Origin of the sequence: Chryseobacterium sp. OV279, from assembly GCF_900128945.1 — a bacterium.
In the GTDB taxonomy this organism is placed as follows: domain Bacteria; phylum Bacteroidota; class Bacteroidia; order Flavobacteriales; family Weeksellaceae; genus Chryseobacterium.
Genome location: NZ_FQUD01000001.1, coordinates 77,517 through 92,764, shown reverse-complemented (window position 1 = coordinate 92,764; position 15,248 = coordinate 77,517). Strand labels below are relative to the sequence as shown.

General features: G+C 36.5%; 12 protein-coding genes. 11 read left to right on the top strand and 1 reads right to left on the bottom strand.

What is annotated here, in order from left to right:
- The first annotated feature begins 40 nt into the window (after nt 1-40).
- The 4 genes from BUA72_RS24595 to BUA72_RS00345 all read left to right on the top strand — a co-directional run bounded on the left by BUA72_RS24595 (nt 41) and on the right by BUA72_RS00345 (nt 4,631).
- Nucleotides 41-1,186: a hypothetical protein gene (locus tag BUA72_RS24595; RefSeq protein ID WP_228407820.1), complete on the top strand. Its 1,146-nt coding sequence runs from the start codon at nt 41-43 to the stop codon at nt 1,184-1,186.
- A 229-nt stretch (nt 1,187-1,415) separates the two neighbouring features.
- A complete protein-coding gene (rocD, locus tag BUA72_RS00355) occupies nt 1,416-2,663 on the top strand; it encodes an ornithine--oxo-acid transaminase (RefSeq protein WP_072921270.1) in 1,248 nt (415 codons plus the stop codon).
- Entirely contained in the window at nt 2,663-3,418 is a 756-nt protein-coding gene (locus tag BUA72_RS00350; protein ID WP_047452988.1) for a glycosyltransferase family 2 protein, read from the top strand. Before rocD ends, BUA72_RS00350 begins: the two co-directional genes overlap by 1 nt.
- 469 nt (nt 3,419-3,887) lie before the next feature.
- Nucleotides 3,888-4,631, top strand: a complete 744-nt coding sequence (locus BUA72_RS00345) for a polysaccharide deacetylase family protein (RefSeq protein WP_072921268.1) — start codon at nt 3,888-3,890, stop codon at nt 4,629-4,631.
- On the opposite strand, the gene BUA72_RS00340 is transcribed toward BUA72_RS00345, so the two are convergent.
- Nucleotides 4,628-5,707, bottom strand: coding sequence for a glycosyltransferase family 4 protein (locus tag BUA72_RS00340; RefSeq protein WP_072921266.1), 1,080 nt, complete (start codon nt 5,705-5,707; stop codon nt 4,628-4,630). The genes BUA72_RS00345 and BUA72_RS00340 overlap by 4 nt on opposite strands.
- Before the next feature lie 59 nt (nt 5,708-5,766).
- Between BUA72_RS00340 and BUA72_RS00335 the strand changes: the two genes are divergently transcribed.
- The 7 genes from BUA72_RS00335 (at nt 5,767) to gltX (ending at nt 15,202) form a co-directional block, all read left to right on the top strand.
- The gene (locus tag BUA72_RS00335; RefSeq protein ID WP_072921264.1) at nt 5,767-6,744 is read left to right on the top strand and encodes a WaaS/CpsH family glycosyltransferase; all 978 of its coding nucleotides are present in this window, start codon (nt 5,767-5,769) and stop codon (nt 6,742-6,744) included.
- Nucleotides 6,741-7,928: a glycosyltransferase family 4 protein gene (locus BUA72_RS00330; protein ID WP_072921262.1), complete on the top strand. Its 1,188-nt coding sequence runs from the start codon at nt 6,741-6,743 to the stop codon at nt 7,926-7,928. The genes BUA72_RS00335 and BUA72_RS00330 overlap by 4 nt, the downstream gene beginning before the upstream one ends.
- Before the next feature lie 65 nt (nt 7,929-7,993).
- Complete coding sequence (locus BUA72_RS00325) at nt 7,994-9,241, top strand: glycosyltransferase family 61 protein (protein ID WP_072921260.1); 1,248 nt, start codon at nt 7,994-7,996, stop codon at nt 9,239-9,241.
- A 262-nt stretch (nt 9,242-9,503) separates the two neighbouring features.
- Complete coding sequence (locus BUA72_RS00320) at nt 9,504-10,274, top strand: T9SS-dependent choice-of-anchor J family protein (RefSeq protein ID WP_072921258.1); 771 nt, start codon at nt 9,504-9,506, stop codon at nt 10,272-10,274.
- 2 nt (nt 10,275-10,276) lie between these two features.
- Nucleotides 10,277-12,217, top strand: coding sequence for a PQQ-binding-like beta-propeller repeat protein (locus BUA72_RS00315; RefSeq protein WP_072921256.1), 1,941 nt, complete (start codon nt 10,277-10,279; stop codon nt 12,215-12,217).
- A 123-nt stretch (nt 12,218-12,340) separates the two neighbouring features.
- Nucleotides 12,341-13,249 carry a glycosyltransferase family 2 protein gene (locus tag BUA72_RS00310; RefSeq protein WP_072921254.1) on the top strand — a complete coding sequence of 303 codons (909 nt, stop codon included), beginning with the start codon at nt 12,341-12,343 and terminating at the stop codon, nt 13,247-13,249.
- A gap of 228 nt (nt 13,250-13,477) precedes the next feature.
- Nucleotides 13,478-15,202: a glutamate--tRNA ligase gene (gene gltX / locus BUA72_RS00305; RefSeq protein ID WP_072921252.1), complete on the top strand. Its 1,725-nt coding sequence runs from the start codon at nt 13,478-13,480 to the stop codon at nt 15,200-15,202.
- The last annotated feature ends 46 nt before the right edge of the window (nt 15,203-15,248 follow it).

Sequence of the window (15,248 nt, the reverse complement as noted above, 5' to 3'; positions counted from 1 at the left end):
AGAAAGTTATTCAAGCGTACAATTTAATCAAGACATTAATATGATGCTAAAAAAACAGTTAGAGTATGGAAAACCAACGTTTGACAATCCATACCAATATTCTGAAAAGGATTTGGAAGTAACAGCACCTATATTGAGTGAACTCCTTACGGATAACGGATATAAGACTCCTTCGGGAAGTGAATTTAACGCTAAAATTAAACAGATTTTTAACAGAATAATTGATAATAATTCTAAAGCCCAATTTCTCTACGTTAATTTTATTGACCCATGTGACAGATCACTTAATTACATCCCCAATAATGCAGAAAATACCGGACTATTTATTATTAAAAATTTAAATTTCATTACTGATCTCTATCCTATACCAAGTATCATTGACTATCAGAAATCATATACTGAAACAGCACAGGAGGAGAATACTTCTTCGAAAACATTCAAAGATGCAACAGGCAATGAAGTAAATAAATACCTGTGGAAAGATATTTCAAATCTAAAAGAGCAGCGTAAAAAAAATATCCAGACATTGGCAGCCCGAAATATGTATCTGTTCAATGACAATAAATCCCAATATAAATGGCTTATCCTTAATGATTCCTATTTCATGGAAAGTCTGGTAAAAACTTTTGGCTACACTGAAGATGCGGAATTACTGAAATGGGTCATAGAAAAAACAAAATTTGATAAGAATGATCCTTCAGATTATGGCAAAATATTCTGGACCAAAGACTGTGACGAAAACATCAGATTACACGCCAATACATTTAAAGTGATGCAAAAGCTCTACCTTCCCAATGATACTTCTGAAAACAGATTTATACTCAATCAGATTAAGGAATACTTAGAATATTTAGGTGACAGCAATTCCACTCAGAAAAGTTTAAAAAATACGGATAGGCTGAAAATCATGGCTAATCTCGCCTATTTCGCAGAACAGTATAAATATAATCCTGCCTATAAGGATGGTTCCAGAATCATGGGCAGGCTCCGTTTTTTTCTCAGTAGTGATGATCTTCAAATCTTACTGAAAAATAATTATTTCAATCTTCCTCAATTCAAAGAATGGTGGGACAATGCAGATTACGATGAATATTTCGTCGAAGAATGCGAGTATAATGGTACATGTGGAAAAGATTATCAGCCTCTGAATAGTACGGAATGGCGAAAACAACATCCAAAAAAATAACACACAAGCATAACCCAAAATGGTTATGCTTTTTTTCTGAAATCTCTAAAGAAAAAAAATCACATATGATAAAGATATAAAACCTGCGTTGTCTGATTTGTAAAAGGAATATTTTCTAAAACAGCCTAATCCAACCCTAAAATACACTTTAATTACTGGCGTGTACCGTATTACGTTTTTGTTCATGCATCTCATTAATAATGCTTAAATTTGTCGAAAACCAAAACATATGTCAACAGCAGCAACAGCAAAAAACTCACAGTATTTTATTGACCTTGAAGACAAACATGGAGCGCATAACTATCACCCTCTTCCAGTGGTTCTTGACCGCGGAGAAGGCGTTTTTGTATGGGATGTAGAAGGTAATAGATATTATGATTTTCTTTCAGCATACTCTGCTGTGAACCAAGGACATTCTCACCCGAAAATTGTAGCTGCTTTAGTAGAGCAGGCTCAAAAGCTGGCCCTTACTTCAAGAGCATTCTACAATTCAAAACTGGGCGAGTACGAGCAGAAGATCACTACTCTTTTCGGATTTGACAAGGTTCTTCCTATGAATTCCGGAGCTGAAGCCGTAGAAACTGCCGTGAAATTAGCCAGAAAATGGAGCTATGAAGTAAAAGGAATTTCAGAAAACGCAGCCAAGATCATTGTTTGTGAAAATAATTTCCACGGAAGAACAACAACGATTGTTTCTTTTTCTAATGATCCTGATGCCAACCTGAACTATGGTCCTTTTACACCTGGATTTATCAAAATCCCTTACAATGATACCGCAGCATTGGAAGAAGTATTAAACAGAGAAGCAGGAAATATCGCCGCATTTTTAGTGGAGCCTATTCAGGGTGAAGCTGGTGTGTATGTTCCGGACGAAGGTTTCCTGAAAAATGCTTCCGAGCTATGTAAAAAACATAATGTACTTTTCATCGCAGACGAAGTTCAGACCGGTATCGCAAGAACAGGGCAACTGATCGCTTGTCACCACGAAAATGTACAACCGGATATCCTGATCTTAGGAAAAGCCCTTTCCGGAGGAATGTACCCTGTATCTGCAGTATTAGCTAACGATTCTATCATGAACGTGATTAAGCCGGGACAACACGGCTCTACATTCGGAGGAAACCCGATTGCGTGTGCTGTAGCAGTAGCCGCTTTAGATGTGGTAGCGGATGAACAGCTTTCAGAAAGAGCAGAGCAGCTGGGGCAGCTTTTCAGAGCAGAAATCGAAAAGATCATTGAAAAAAACGGACTTATTACCAAAGTAAGAGGAAAAGGTCTTTTAAATGCTATTTTGATCAACGACACTCCGGACAGCTCTACAGCGTGGAATCTATGCTTACAGTTAAAAGAAAACGGCCTTCTTGCAAAACCTACCCACGGAAATATCATCAGATTGGCACCACCTTTGGTGATTACTGAAGAGCAGCTTTTAGACTGTGTCAAAATCATTGAAAAAACTATTACAGAATTTCGTTAATGAAGTTATCAGTCTGTTATATTGTTTTAAATGGGGAAAGAGTCATTGAGCAAAGTATCAGTAGCATCCACGAGATAGCTGATGAGATCATTGTCGTTGATTCTTTTTCCACAGACAAAACTGAGGAGATCTGTACCGGGTTTCCGAAGGTAAAATTTATCAGAAAAAAATTCCACGGCTTCGGCTGTCAGAAAAACTATACCCTGTCTGAAGCTTCGGGAGAATGGATCTTGTTCCTTGACTCCGACGAAGTTCCGGACGAAACGGCAGTTAATGCTATTAAAGAAGTTTTAAAAAGTTCCAATCCTCCTTATAAAGTCTACGAGATCCACTTCAACAATATCCTGCTGAAGAAAACCATTAAATATGGCGGTTGGGGAAATGTGTGGAGAGAAAGATTTTTCAAAAAAGGTCACGGAAAATATACCGATGATCTGGTCCATGAATGTTTTATCACTCAGGACAAAAAAGGAAAACTACCGGGAAATATCAATCACTATACCTATAAAAGTATTGCCCATCACATTGAGAAAATCAATAACTACACACAATTGATGGCTGAGAAAAAGGTTTTGAATGGAAAATCGGTATCGCTTTTCAAAATTATCTTTTCTCCCTTTTATGATTTTACGAAAACTTATTTTTTAAAACTGGGTTTTCTGGATGGTGTCGCCGGATTTTATATCTCAATCACCGGAGCGTTTTACACATTTCTAAAATACATCAAGATCAACGAGATTTACAAATTCAAATAATATCTTTTGAATTAAAAATATAAACAGTCGGACTGCCTTACACTCATTGCAGCCGGCTGTTTTTTTTGATCATTCCTTCTTCAGTTCCAAAATGCATTTCACCTTCCATATTAATCCACAAAATTTTACACCTGACAAGCATTCGATACATTTTTTAAAAATGTAATTGGTTGTAGATAGTCGAATGCCCTCTGTTTATCTTTTAACAGTCTTTATTCAGCCTTACTTTTTTTAGCTTTGTCATCCGACTGCTCAGTCGTTTACATCTTATTTTAATGTATTTTTAAGCTAGTGCATCTAATAATTAATTAAATTTGAAGATTGTAACAGATGTCTGTTTATGTAGACTCATCTACTATTCAAGTAATAAATTAGTCAGTAAATAAAAACAATAGAATTATATGGATCGTAGGTAATTTTTATAGGTATAAATTCCATAAAACATGCGATTTTCAAAATTCATATAACCATGCTCAGATTTGCAAAAAGGACACTTGGATTTTCAAAAGAGGAGAGTGTCCGTATCCTCATGTATCATAAAATCCTTCCGGAGAAAGAAATTTCCGGCAAAGATTGTCTGACCGTGTCAGCTGAAAATCTGGAAGAACAGTTCAGATACATCAAAAGCCATTACAACACCTTATTTTTTAATGATCTGAATACAGGCACAACATTGAAGCATAAGCTTATTCTCACCTTCGACGACGGCTATCTCAATAATCTTCAGTATCTGGTTCCTTTATTGGAAAAATATCAGCTGAAAGCCACCATCTTTATCCCTACCGGGCTTATGTCTAATGATCAGGCAGACAGAAAGCGCGAAATGATGACGTTTGATGAGATCAAATCTCTTAATCCTGAACATGTAGAGATTGCATTGCACAGCCACACTCACCGAAACTATTCACAGATCTCCCTAGAGGAAGCAGCTGAAGACATCCGGGAAAATATCCGTACCCTGGAGGAAAAGCAAATCCCTTTTACGAAGGTACTCGCCTACCCTTACGGTAAGTTTCCTAAAAAAGGTGAACAGAAAAAACAATTCTTTTCCATCCTCGAAAAAGCAGGAATCACTTCGGCAGTACGTATCGGTAACAATATCGCCTATTACCCATGGAAGAATAAATTTGAGATCAAAAGAATCGATATCAAAGGAGGCGACAGCTTCGATATTTTTAAATGGAAATTAAGGCTCGGAAAGATCAAGCTTTAATTCAGAAGCCCATGGTAGAGTTTTTCATACGCTCCGGCCATCTCCAGATACCCAAACTTTAGGGCTCTTTCCTTTAACTGGGAGGTATATTCGTCTGTTTTGGAGCCATACGTCTGCATTCCGGAAGCATAGACATGCTGCATATGTTCTGCGGAAAAATCATCAAAATAAAAAGCCAGATCCCCTCCTATTTCAGGAAGGCTCGTCAGTTTGCTTAAAAATACCGGTTTTCCAAAATACATCGCTTCTACAGGTGGAATTCCGAAGCCTTCTGCCAATGAAGGGTGACAGTATGATTCACAATGCTGCAAAAGGAAATATTTTTCGTTATTATCTACATTTTCCAAGATATGTACCCTATCTTCCAGTCCTAATGTTTTTATTTTTTCCAGAAATTTTTCTTTGTACGCAGATTTTGCCGAAGAAGTGACCAACACCAGTTCCCTGTCATTTTTTGAAATAAGATCCAAAAGAACTTCCTGGTTTTTCTTGGGGAAGAGTACGCCGATATTTAAAATGTATTTTTTTCCGATAAAACTGTATTTATTGTCCGAACTGAAGTCTGTGGTTTCAGGAAAAATCAGTCCGTTGTAGATCACTTCTACTTTCACATAATTTTTTAGTGTAAAAAGTTTTCTGTTTTTAAGAAAGTCTTCTTTTACAAATTCTGAGATGCAGACCACAGCATCCGCATTTCCGATGTTTTTCTGAACGAGCTTAGTCGTTTTAGCAATTTTCTGTTCGGAACTGTTATCGTGCAGAAAATTAAGATCGTGGAGCGTAACTACCTTTTTTTGTCCACTTTTAATGGTATGAAAATAGTCAGAAAGCTGATGTGCTGTATGAATAAGTGAAAAAGATCCGGTATTGACAGAAATTTTCTTTTGCCAGAACTTCCAGTCGATTATTTTTATTTTTTTTTTCGTGTCCGGAATATTTTTTTTTGGACCATAAAAAGTATACTCGAAATCAGAGTCTTTTTCGTCCAGACCCTTTATTAATGAAACACATACGTTGGCAATTCCCGACTTCGGGTACTTCAATCTTTCAGCATCAATTAAAATTTTCTTTATCATTATGGCCAGGCTTTGCATCAAAAATATAAATTTAAATATGAAATTTTTATTTTTGCAGTATGAAAATTTGTTTAATCAGCTTCGATTTCTGGCATTATGATGAACACATAGTGGAAAAACTGAGTGATAGAGGCATTCAGGCGTGCCATATCAACATCGGAGCCTTTACCCATAAAAATACTGGTGAGCGTATAAAAAACACTTTCAGCAAAATTTTTCTGGGCAAAAACCCCAAATATTACAAAAGACAAAGTTTCATTCTTGAATCTCTGGAAAAAATTGGAAAACAGGATCAGATTCTGGTCATCAATCCTGAAGCTATTGACGAAAGCATCCACCAAAAGATCAGAGAATATGCAGACCGTAACATAGCCTACCTTTATGACAGCATGGCCAGAAACCCTGCGACACACCTTCTGCACTATTTTGATACTATATTTTCTTTTGATGATAATGATGTGAAAAATTTCGGCTTCGAAAAAATCACCAATTATAATTATCTCGACCACATTCCGGCATCCAAGCAGCGTCCGAAACTGGATCTGTTCTACATCACGTCATACGATCAGAAAAGACTTTCTGCGCTCAATCTTCTGATCAACAGGCTTTGCCCGATGAAGGTTAAGTTTGAGGTGTATATCGCTGGAAAGAAAGGCTGGAAAAATAAGCTGAACCAGATCATTGACAAAAAAAATATTGAAATTTTAAAATTCGGAAGAAAAAAAATACCTCATCATGCTCTTCCGACTTATTATAAAAACACCAAGGTTATTCTTGATCTGATGCGTGCGGACCAAACCGGACTAAGTTTCAGGATATTTGAAGCGATGGCTCTGGAGAAAAAGGTGATCACCGATAATCCCACCATTAAAACTTATGATTTTTATAATCCCAATAATATTTTGGTGTTGGATAAGAATTTCCGTAATGTAAAAAAAGAATTTTTCAATACGCCATACGAAAAACTGCCTGATGAAGTTTATTATAAGTATACGCTAGACCATTGGGTAAACACGGTATTTAAACTGAATTCATGAAAGAAATAAAAAATGTACTTATTGTCACCCGGGAATACCAATCTTCCCGCACCCCTAAAGTAGGTGGTACAGGCGTTTTTTATAAAAATTTATGTGCAGAACTTGTTAAGAGGGGAATCTCCGTTCATATTTTTCTGATCTCAAAATTCACATTTGATATAGAAGAAGATGGCGTAAAGATCCATTCTGTGAAAGATATCTTCAAAGCTAATCCTCTCCTTGAACTGCTAAGATCTTTTACGGGAAAAGTGAAAGCTTTTGAACAGATTCATTTTAAAACCTATTTATCAGAGAAAAAAATAATATCTGATACCATAAGTGGCTGGATCAAAAAAAACAATCTTCATTTCGATATTGCAGAAACCCATGACTTTGACGGTCTGGCACTTTCTATCCCTAAAACCATTCCTTATGTGATCCGATGCCATGGCTCCTGGTCTGTCCTGGAGAAATATTTCGGTTACAAAAAAGTTCATAAAGGAAGGATCTTCTGTGAAAAAGCGGCTTTTAAAGAATCAAAAAACATTATTACGATCTCAAAATACAACGAGACGATCAATAAAGACTTATTTGACATCAAAAACCCTAAGCTGATCTACAACGGGATTGATGAAAAATTCTACAAACCTGAAGAAGATGCGGAAATTATTCCTAAATCCGTCTTTTATTTGGGCAACGTCTCTTTTGAAAAAGGAGCGGAAACTCTGATCAATTCTTTTATTCAGCTTAAAAAAAATCATCCCGAAGCATCGCTTCATTTCATAGGAAACCCCAATCATTATCCGGCCTATATCACAGAGCATATTCCTGATAATGAAACACGGAATTCCATTCATTTTTATGGCAATAAACCGGGTCCTGAAATCGTACAGCTTATCAGTAAAGCAGAGGTGGTGTGCTTCCCCTCCAAAGGTGAAAATTTTAGCTTATCTTTGCTGGAAGTAATGGCCATGCAAAAACCTGTTGTATGTTCTTCTATAGATTCGTTTAAAGAGATCATACAGGAGCCTGTAAACGGCCTTATTGCTGAGGAAGGAACCTTCCATGAAAAGATAAGTCTCATTTTTGAAGACGATGATCTGAGAAACAGGATATCACTGAATGCCCGGAAATTAATAGAAACCAGATTTGGCATTGATAAAATGGTTGATGAAACCATCCGTTATTACCAGGAGATGATATAGAAAACAATATTCTACACCTCCGGAAATAACGACCGAACTTCTTAGGTCATCCTAAGTTTTAGAGTATGAATGCAACGGAACAAATTGAAAATTTAGAAAAACAGCTTAAAGCGCTTAGAAAAAAATATTATATCAAGGCTTTTTTCAGAAGGGCAAAAAGACTTGTAACAGATTTTTTACCGCTGGATTCTATCCCCTCTGAGTACTGTACAGAAAAAATAATGGTTAGCGAAAAACAGGAGGCAGAACTTTTTTTGCCTAAAACGTTTGATGCTCCCCAGATTTCTGTGAAAACTCCTAAAAATGCTATAGAAATTCTCGCGCTTAAGGATGTACTCTGTATCCCTAATTCCACGTATTTCTTAAATCTGAAAAAAGATACCATCTTCTACGAAAGATGGCATGACGACGACAGGATTACGTATGTATACAACACCAACAATCTATTACAGCACTCTATGACGCTTGCGAAAGTAAGAAATCATAAGAATGTGTACTATGACGAGGAAGCGATTTTCCTGGGTGGAACTTTCACCTTCAACTATTATCATTTTCTGGTAGATATTCTGTCCAAAGTTGAGTTTTTCCAGTATATCCCGGATGCTAAGAACAAACTGATCATTATAGATCAGGATATACAGAAGGTTGAAAATCTGAAAGATCTTCTGATGTTTTTCCTTAAGGATTATAAAATTGTATTCCTCAGCCACGAAAAGAATTATTATCAGTTTAAAAAGCTGTGGCATATCACCAGTACCAATTATGCGGTCCCGAATATCATGCCGGGTGTAAAATATGAGGCTGGATTTGCCAAGTTGTCGAAATCTTCTCTGCAGTATCTCCGAAAAATGGCTTTCGATCATTTAGACCTAAGTAAAGTCCGCATCGAGCCTGTTAAAAAAATATTTATTTCAAGGAGATCCCAGTATAGAAAATATAACGATGAGGAAATCTTTGAAACGGCAAAAAAATATGGATTTGAAGAAGTTTTCTTTGAAGATCTCAATATCCATGAACAGATCTACATGGTCAACAACGCTGATTACATCATAGGACCAAGCGGAGCGGCCTGGACTAATGTTCTGTTTGCAAAATCAGGAGCCAAAGGTCTCAGCTGGTTCAGTTCGGTATGGGGAGATTTTGCTATTTTCTCTACATTGGCCAAAGAAGTGAATTTTGATCTTAATTTTTATATTTATCCGCAGGATTACGAAGGCTTCCATGAAGATTACAGGTTAGATCCTGAGATTTTTGACAAATATCTGAAGCAGTTATTCAATCTGCCTTCTACAGAAATTCAAAATCATTCGTAGTCTGTTTCCTGAAACAATAACTCACCATTCGCGATTCTATTAAAACAGAAAGAAAATTAAATAAATTCAAACGTATTGGTTTATATCTCAATTGTTTGAAGTAAAAACAAATATATATTTTTATTTGAATTAATCTTTATTTGTTTTCCTGTTGTATTCAAAAATAATGTAAATTTCCCGGGTCAAAAAGTGATTTTACGTAAGATCACTTTTTGACTTGTTTTTAATTATAAATCAATCTGTTATCTAGAAAAAAATACTCATGAAATTGATTTTTACAGGTCTTTTATTCTTCAGCTCGTTCTTTTACGGGCAGTTTTCTGATAATTTTAATAATCATGACCTTTCAAAAGCTCCGGAAGAATGGGCTGTTTTAAGAGGGAAAAATGATGCCGGTGATGATTTTAATAACTGGCAGTTAGAAAGTCTGAATAAAGATGGATCTGACAAATGCTTCTTTGTAAGATATGAGAATTCGGGTGAATTAAATGAAGACTGGCTGATCAGCCCTAAAATAGATTTAACCGGCTATGAGGGAAATTTTCTAATATTTTCACAACACAACTCATTTATCGGCAATTCCACAAAATACGAGATCAAAATATCCACAGATTCCCAACTCGATCGTGATCAGTTTCAAACCGTAGCTTCTTATACTGATGCATCATTCGGCAAAAATTTCAGCCTGAAAAGAATCAACATTTCGAAATTTGACAAGAAGCAAATCTATATTGCATTTGTAAAGAAAGATGATGATGGCAATAACTGGTTTATAGACAATGTATCGGTTAAGGGAAAACCGGTAGCTGAAAACAGCAAATCATTATTTTACCCTAATCCAACATCAGGAGAGCTTAATATAGAAAAAACCGTTACCTCTCTTCAGATATTCAGTATGGATAAAAGGTTGCTAAAAACCTACTCAGATGTCAATTTTATTGATATTTCGGATCTGCCGGCAGGAGTATATCTCCTTAAAGGAACCTATGAAAATAAAGAAGTTTTTGAACAGAAAATTGTAAAAGAGAATTAACAATGTCTAGAACTAAAGTGCAGATCTTTGCGGGTTTTATCACCCTGTTTTTGCTTCAGAATTTCATCTCCGGACAAAACTATCTGGTAGGATTTTCAAAAGAATCGATCAATCCAAACGCTACCATACTGTCATCTCCGCTCGCCGGCTTCGGTGATCCCAAACAGGGAAGGTTCAGTATCAGTTTACAGGAAACAGGCATCGCACAAAATGCTGTTGCTATGTGTTCCTCTGATACAAAGTTCTATATGGCGACAAGTGACAACAAACTTTGGCAGGCTGACATCAACGCCAGTGCACCCAACTGGATTTCTATTGGAACGGCATATTATGTAACGGCTCTGGCCTATGGAAACGGTAAACTGTATGGCACAGACAAATACAATAAACTGTGGACAAGAAACGCAGATGAAAATGACAGTCCGTGGACTAATATCGGACTGGCCTATGAAACAACCGGACTTACTTTCCTCAATAATAAACTGTACGGAACCAAGAAAAACAATACGCTTTGGGTAAGAGATACAAGCCCGTTTAATATACCCTGGAAAAATATCGGAAAAGCTAATGCTGTACGATCATTAACCAATGATGGAACAAACTTAATTGCTTTGTCTAAATATGACAATGATTTGTGGACAAGAAATATTTCATCTTCTGACGAAAGCTGGTCAAAAATCGGAACGCCTAACCGTACCACTTACGGTACGTATTTATCAAATATTGCCTATACTAATAATAAATTATACGCAATCTCCAATAAGAATAAATTATATTACGCCCAGCATAACCAGACCCCGATCTATGCCTATGCGTCCTATTTTGAAAAAAACTCAAAAAAAGCACTTATTATTACTCTGGATTTATGCGGCATCAATTATTCTTTTTCACATAAAATAAAGACTGAGATAAAAAATGCATTTAATATCAATGAAGATGCAATTTTAATCAACTGCTCCCATACTCACTATGCGCCTCTGTCTCAAGGGTATTCCTGCCTTCAGGACTTTTACCGCAATCCTGATCCCAAATACCTTGATATCGTAAAAAATTCTGTTTTAACGGCCACCCAAAATGCAATTAACAATAAAACGGACAGTGATTTAAGTTTTGTAAATGGCAAAACCAATATTGGATACAACAGGGCAGATATTAACAAAGACTTAGACAATAATATCACTATGGTAATGGCCAAACAAAGCAATACAAATACTGTGAATGGTGTTATCATGAGTGCAAGCACCCATCCCGTATGGCACAGTCAGCCCCGTGATTTCGTTACCATTTCATCGAATTATGTAGGTGCTACAAGAGATAAACTCGGTATACTGAAGAACATTAACAATGTACAGCTTATGCAGGGATGCGCAGGTGATATTAATCCATATAAAACAGACACTCCGGATCAAACGGCTAATAAACTGACTCAGGATTTCAGTAACTTATTTTCGGCATCATCATCAGCCGTTACCGGGGAAATTTCTGTTAAATTTGATTCTATTGCTATCCCGCTTACTAATTTCACCTTCAATAAGGCGGTGAGTATTAAAAAAGCCAACACAGGCAAATACGACCAGACCTCTGAAAGAAATGTAAGATGGGCCAACAGAATTATTCATCAGTATACTTCCGGTACACTTGCTAAATCTGCAACGGTTTATATCCAAATTTTAAAGATTGGTGACTGGAATATTATCGCTTTGAGCCGGGAAGCCGTTTCTCAATATGCTATTGATCTATACAGCCATTTCAATCCAATGAAATTAACGGTATTAGGATATTCCAATGATGTATCCAGTTATCTACCTGTAAAATGGCATATCAAAAAAGCGGGACCCAACTACGAGGGATATGAAAGCTTTTTCATTTACGGACAAAGCGGAGTTCCTGCAGATAATGTGGAAGACCTTATATTAGCAAAAATATACACCATGATGCAATAAGCTGAGAAAGAGAAATTCTGATTATATTTTTTCTATTTCAAAAGATTATCATACTTTCATTCCTGATTATGGCAAGAAAATCTACTGATTCAGTCTTCCAAAAATTATTAATTGATTAAACAAATGAACACTCCTCCACTTGTAAGCCTTATCATCATCACCATGAACCACGAAAAGTTCATTGAACAGGCCTGCATGTCCGCCATTTCGCAAACCTACCCCAATTATGAAATCATCCTGCTGGATAATGCTTCAAAGGATAAGACTTTTGAAAATGCAGAGCGCGTACTTTCCCAATTTGGGCAGCATTATAAAATGATCAGGAATACGGAAAGCTTCGGGGTGGCAAAAAATATCAACATCGCTGTTTCCGAAGCTTCGGGAGAATATGTTTCCCTGCTTTCCGGAGATGACTGGTATACGGAAGACAGTCTGGCAGAGAAGGTAGCCTACATTCAGGAAAATCCGGTAGACTTTATCCTTTCGGACGGCTATAAATATTATCAGTCCGAAGATACTACAACAGATGCCTACACGCCAAAAGAGAAAAAGCAGGTCATAGACAGCCTTCCCAATTTTTTCCATGAAAATGTATCTGAAAACAGAACGTCCAATGTAGGAACGTTCGTAAAAACAGAATTGCTGGTAAAATATCCGTTTGATGAAAGCATCAATACCGAAGACTGGGATATGAATCTGAGACTGACATCCAAAGGGTACAAAATCGGATTCATAGACAAAAAACTCTTCTACTACAGAATTCTTTCCACCAGCCTTTCGAGAAACTGGAAGCTGATGAAAGATTCCTATGAAAAGGTGACCCATAAATACATCGATTATATCAAAGCTGATCAGGAGCTTTATAAAAAATACAGACTTAAGCTGATCCATTTCAAGTACGAGATCCTTTTATCGGAAACTGATTCAGAATCTGAAAAAGAGAAACTTCGAACAGAATGGAAAAAAGAAAAGTACAGGGTTAAATATAAAAACCCGGTCTTGTTCTTTAAACTGCTGATGCTTAAAAAATAGAGGAAGAGATGGAAAATATGAAGCAGGAAGATGGAAGTTATTCAATCCCAAATCAGAATTTTATTCATTCCTGAAACTCATATCATTAAATTTTAGGGTAATTGTTAAAAATTATCGTTCAATATTAGCTTCAAGCCTTCCGTTTCAAGCCTCCAGCCCTATTATCCTAATTTTCATAACCCGAACTCAGGTAATTTTAAGTAAATTTGCACCAAAATTTTAATTGAAATGGAGAAAGTAAGAGTTCGTTTTGCTCCAAGTCCTACCGGACCTTTGCATTTGGGAGGCGTAAGAACCGCATTATATGATTATCTTTTTGCTAAAAACCAGGGTGGTGAATTTGTTCTTCGAATTGAAGATACAGATACCGCCAGATATGTGGAAGGCGCTGAAGAATACATAGAAGAAGCTTTAGAATGGTGCGGCATCATTCCTGATGAAAGTCCTAAGAAAGGAGGAAAATTTGCACCTTACAGACAGTCTGAAAGAAGAGATATCTACGACAGATATACGGAGCAGATCCTGACAACAGACTATGCCTACATCGCTTTTGATACGCCTGAAGAGCTTGATGCAGTCCGTGCAGAGTTCGAAGCGAAAGGAGATGTTTTCTCTTATGACAACAAAACCAGAAACCAACTGAGAAATAGTATAGCCCTTTCTCAGGAGGAAGTTCAGAAATTACTGGATGAGAAAACCCCTTATGTGGTAAGATTCAAAATGCCAATTGACAGAACTTTAAATCTTGAAGATATTATCCGTGGACATTCTTCAGTAAACACCAATACTTTAGACGATAAAGTTTTAGTGAAAAATGATGGAATGCCTACCTATCATTTCGCCAACATCATTGATGACCATGAAATGGAAATTTCTCACGTGATCCGTGGTGAAGAATGGCTGCCTTCTTTAGGTTTACATACTTTACTATACGAAGCAATGGGTTGGGAAGCGCCTCAGTTTGCCCACCTTTCACTGATTTTAAAACCTGACGTTTCAACGTTAATCAATAAAGATAATATTGACAGTATTACAAAATCTTTCACGGAAGAGTTTGTAGCCAAAAACAATGAATTTTCTTTTGAAGAATCTGCAGCCCTTATTAAATCTTTCTTTTCTGAAGTAAAAAGTCCAAGATTCAAATCGATGTTGGGTGAAAATGAAAAAGACAATTTATTAACCGCTTCTGTAAAACAATTTTTAAAGAAAGGACTTTCCGGAAAATTAAGCAAAAGAGATGGTGATAAATTCGGATTCCCTGTATTTCCGTTAAACTTTACAGATCCTAAAACAGGAAATGTATCTAAAGGGTACAGAGAAAGCGGTTATCTTCCTGACGCATTCATCAATATGGTTTCTTTATTAGGCTGGTCTCCTGCCGACGATAAAGAAGTTTTATCCCTGGATGAAATGGCAAAAGAATTTGATTTAAATAAAGTTCATAAAGCCGGAGCAAGGTTCAGTAAAGAAAAATCAGAATGGTTCAATCATCAGTATATCCAATTAAAGTCTGATGAAGAATTGCTTCAGATTTTAAAAAGCTCAGATTTAAATTTAAATATTGAGGATGAAAAGCTGCTAAAAATTATCAGCTTGATGAAAGAAAGAGCTACATTCCCGAAAGATATCTATGAAAATGGAAAATTTTTCTTCGAAGCGCCTGCATCTTATGATGAAAAAGCATCTAAAAAAGCATGGAACGACGAGACTTCTGCTGTTTTAGGAGAATTTGCAGAAACCCTTGGCACCATTGATTATACTTCAGAAACTCTCAAGCAGGCAATCCACGATTTCGCGGAAAACAAAGGCCTGGGGATGGGAAAAGTGATGATGCCACTGCGTTTAGCCTTAGTTGGAGAACTGAAAGGCCCGGACGTTCCTGATATCATGGAACTTATTGGAAAAGAGGAAAGTATCTCCCGAATAAACAATGCTATCAATAATTTTAAATAGTTTTTCATAATTTTTCATAAATTTGAAAGATTTAATTTACTTCAAG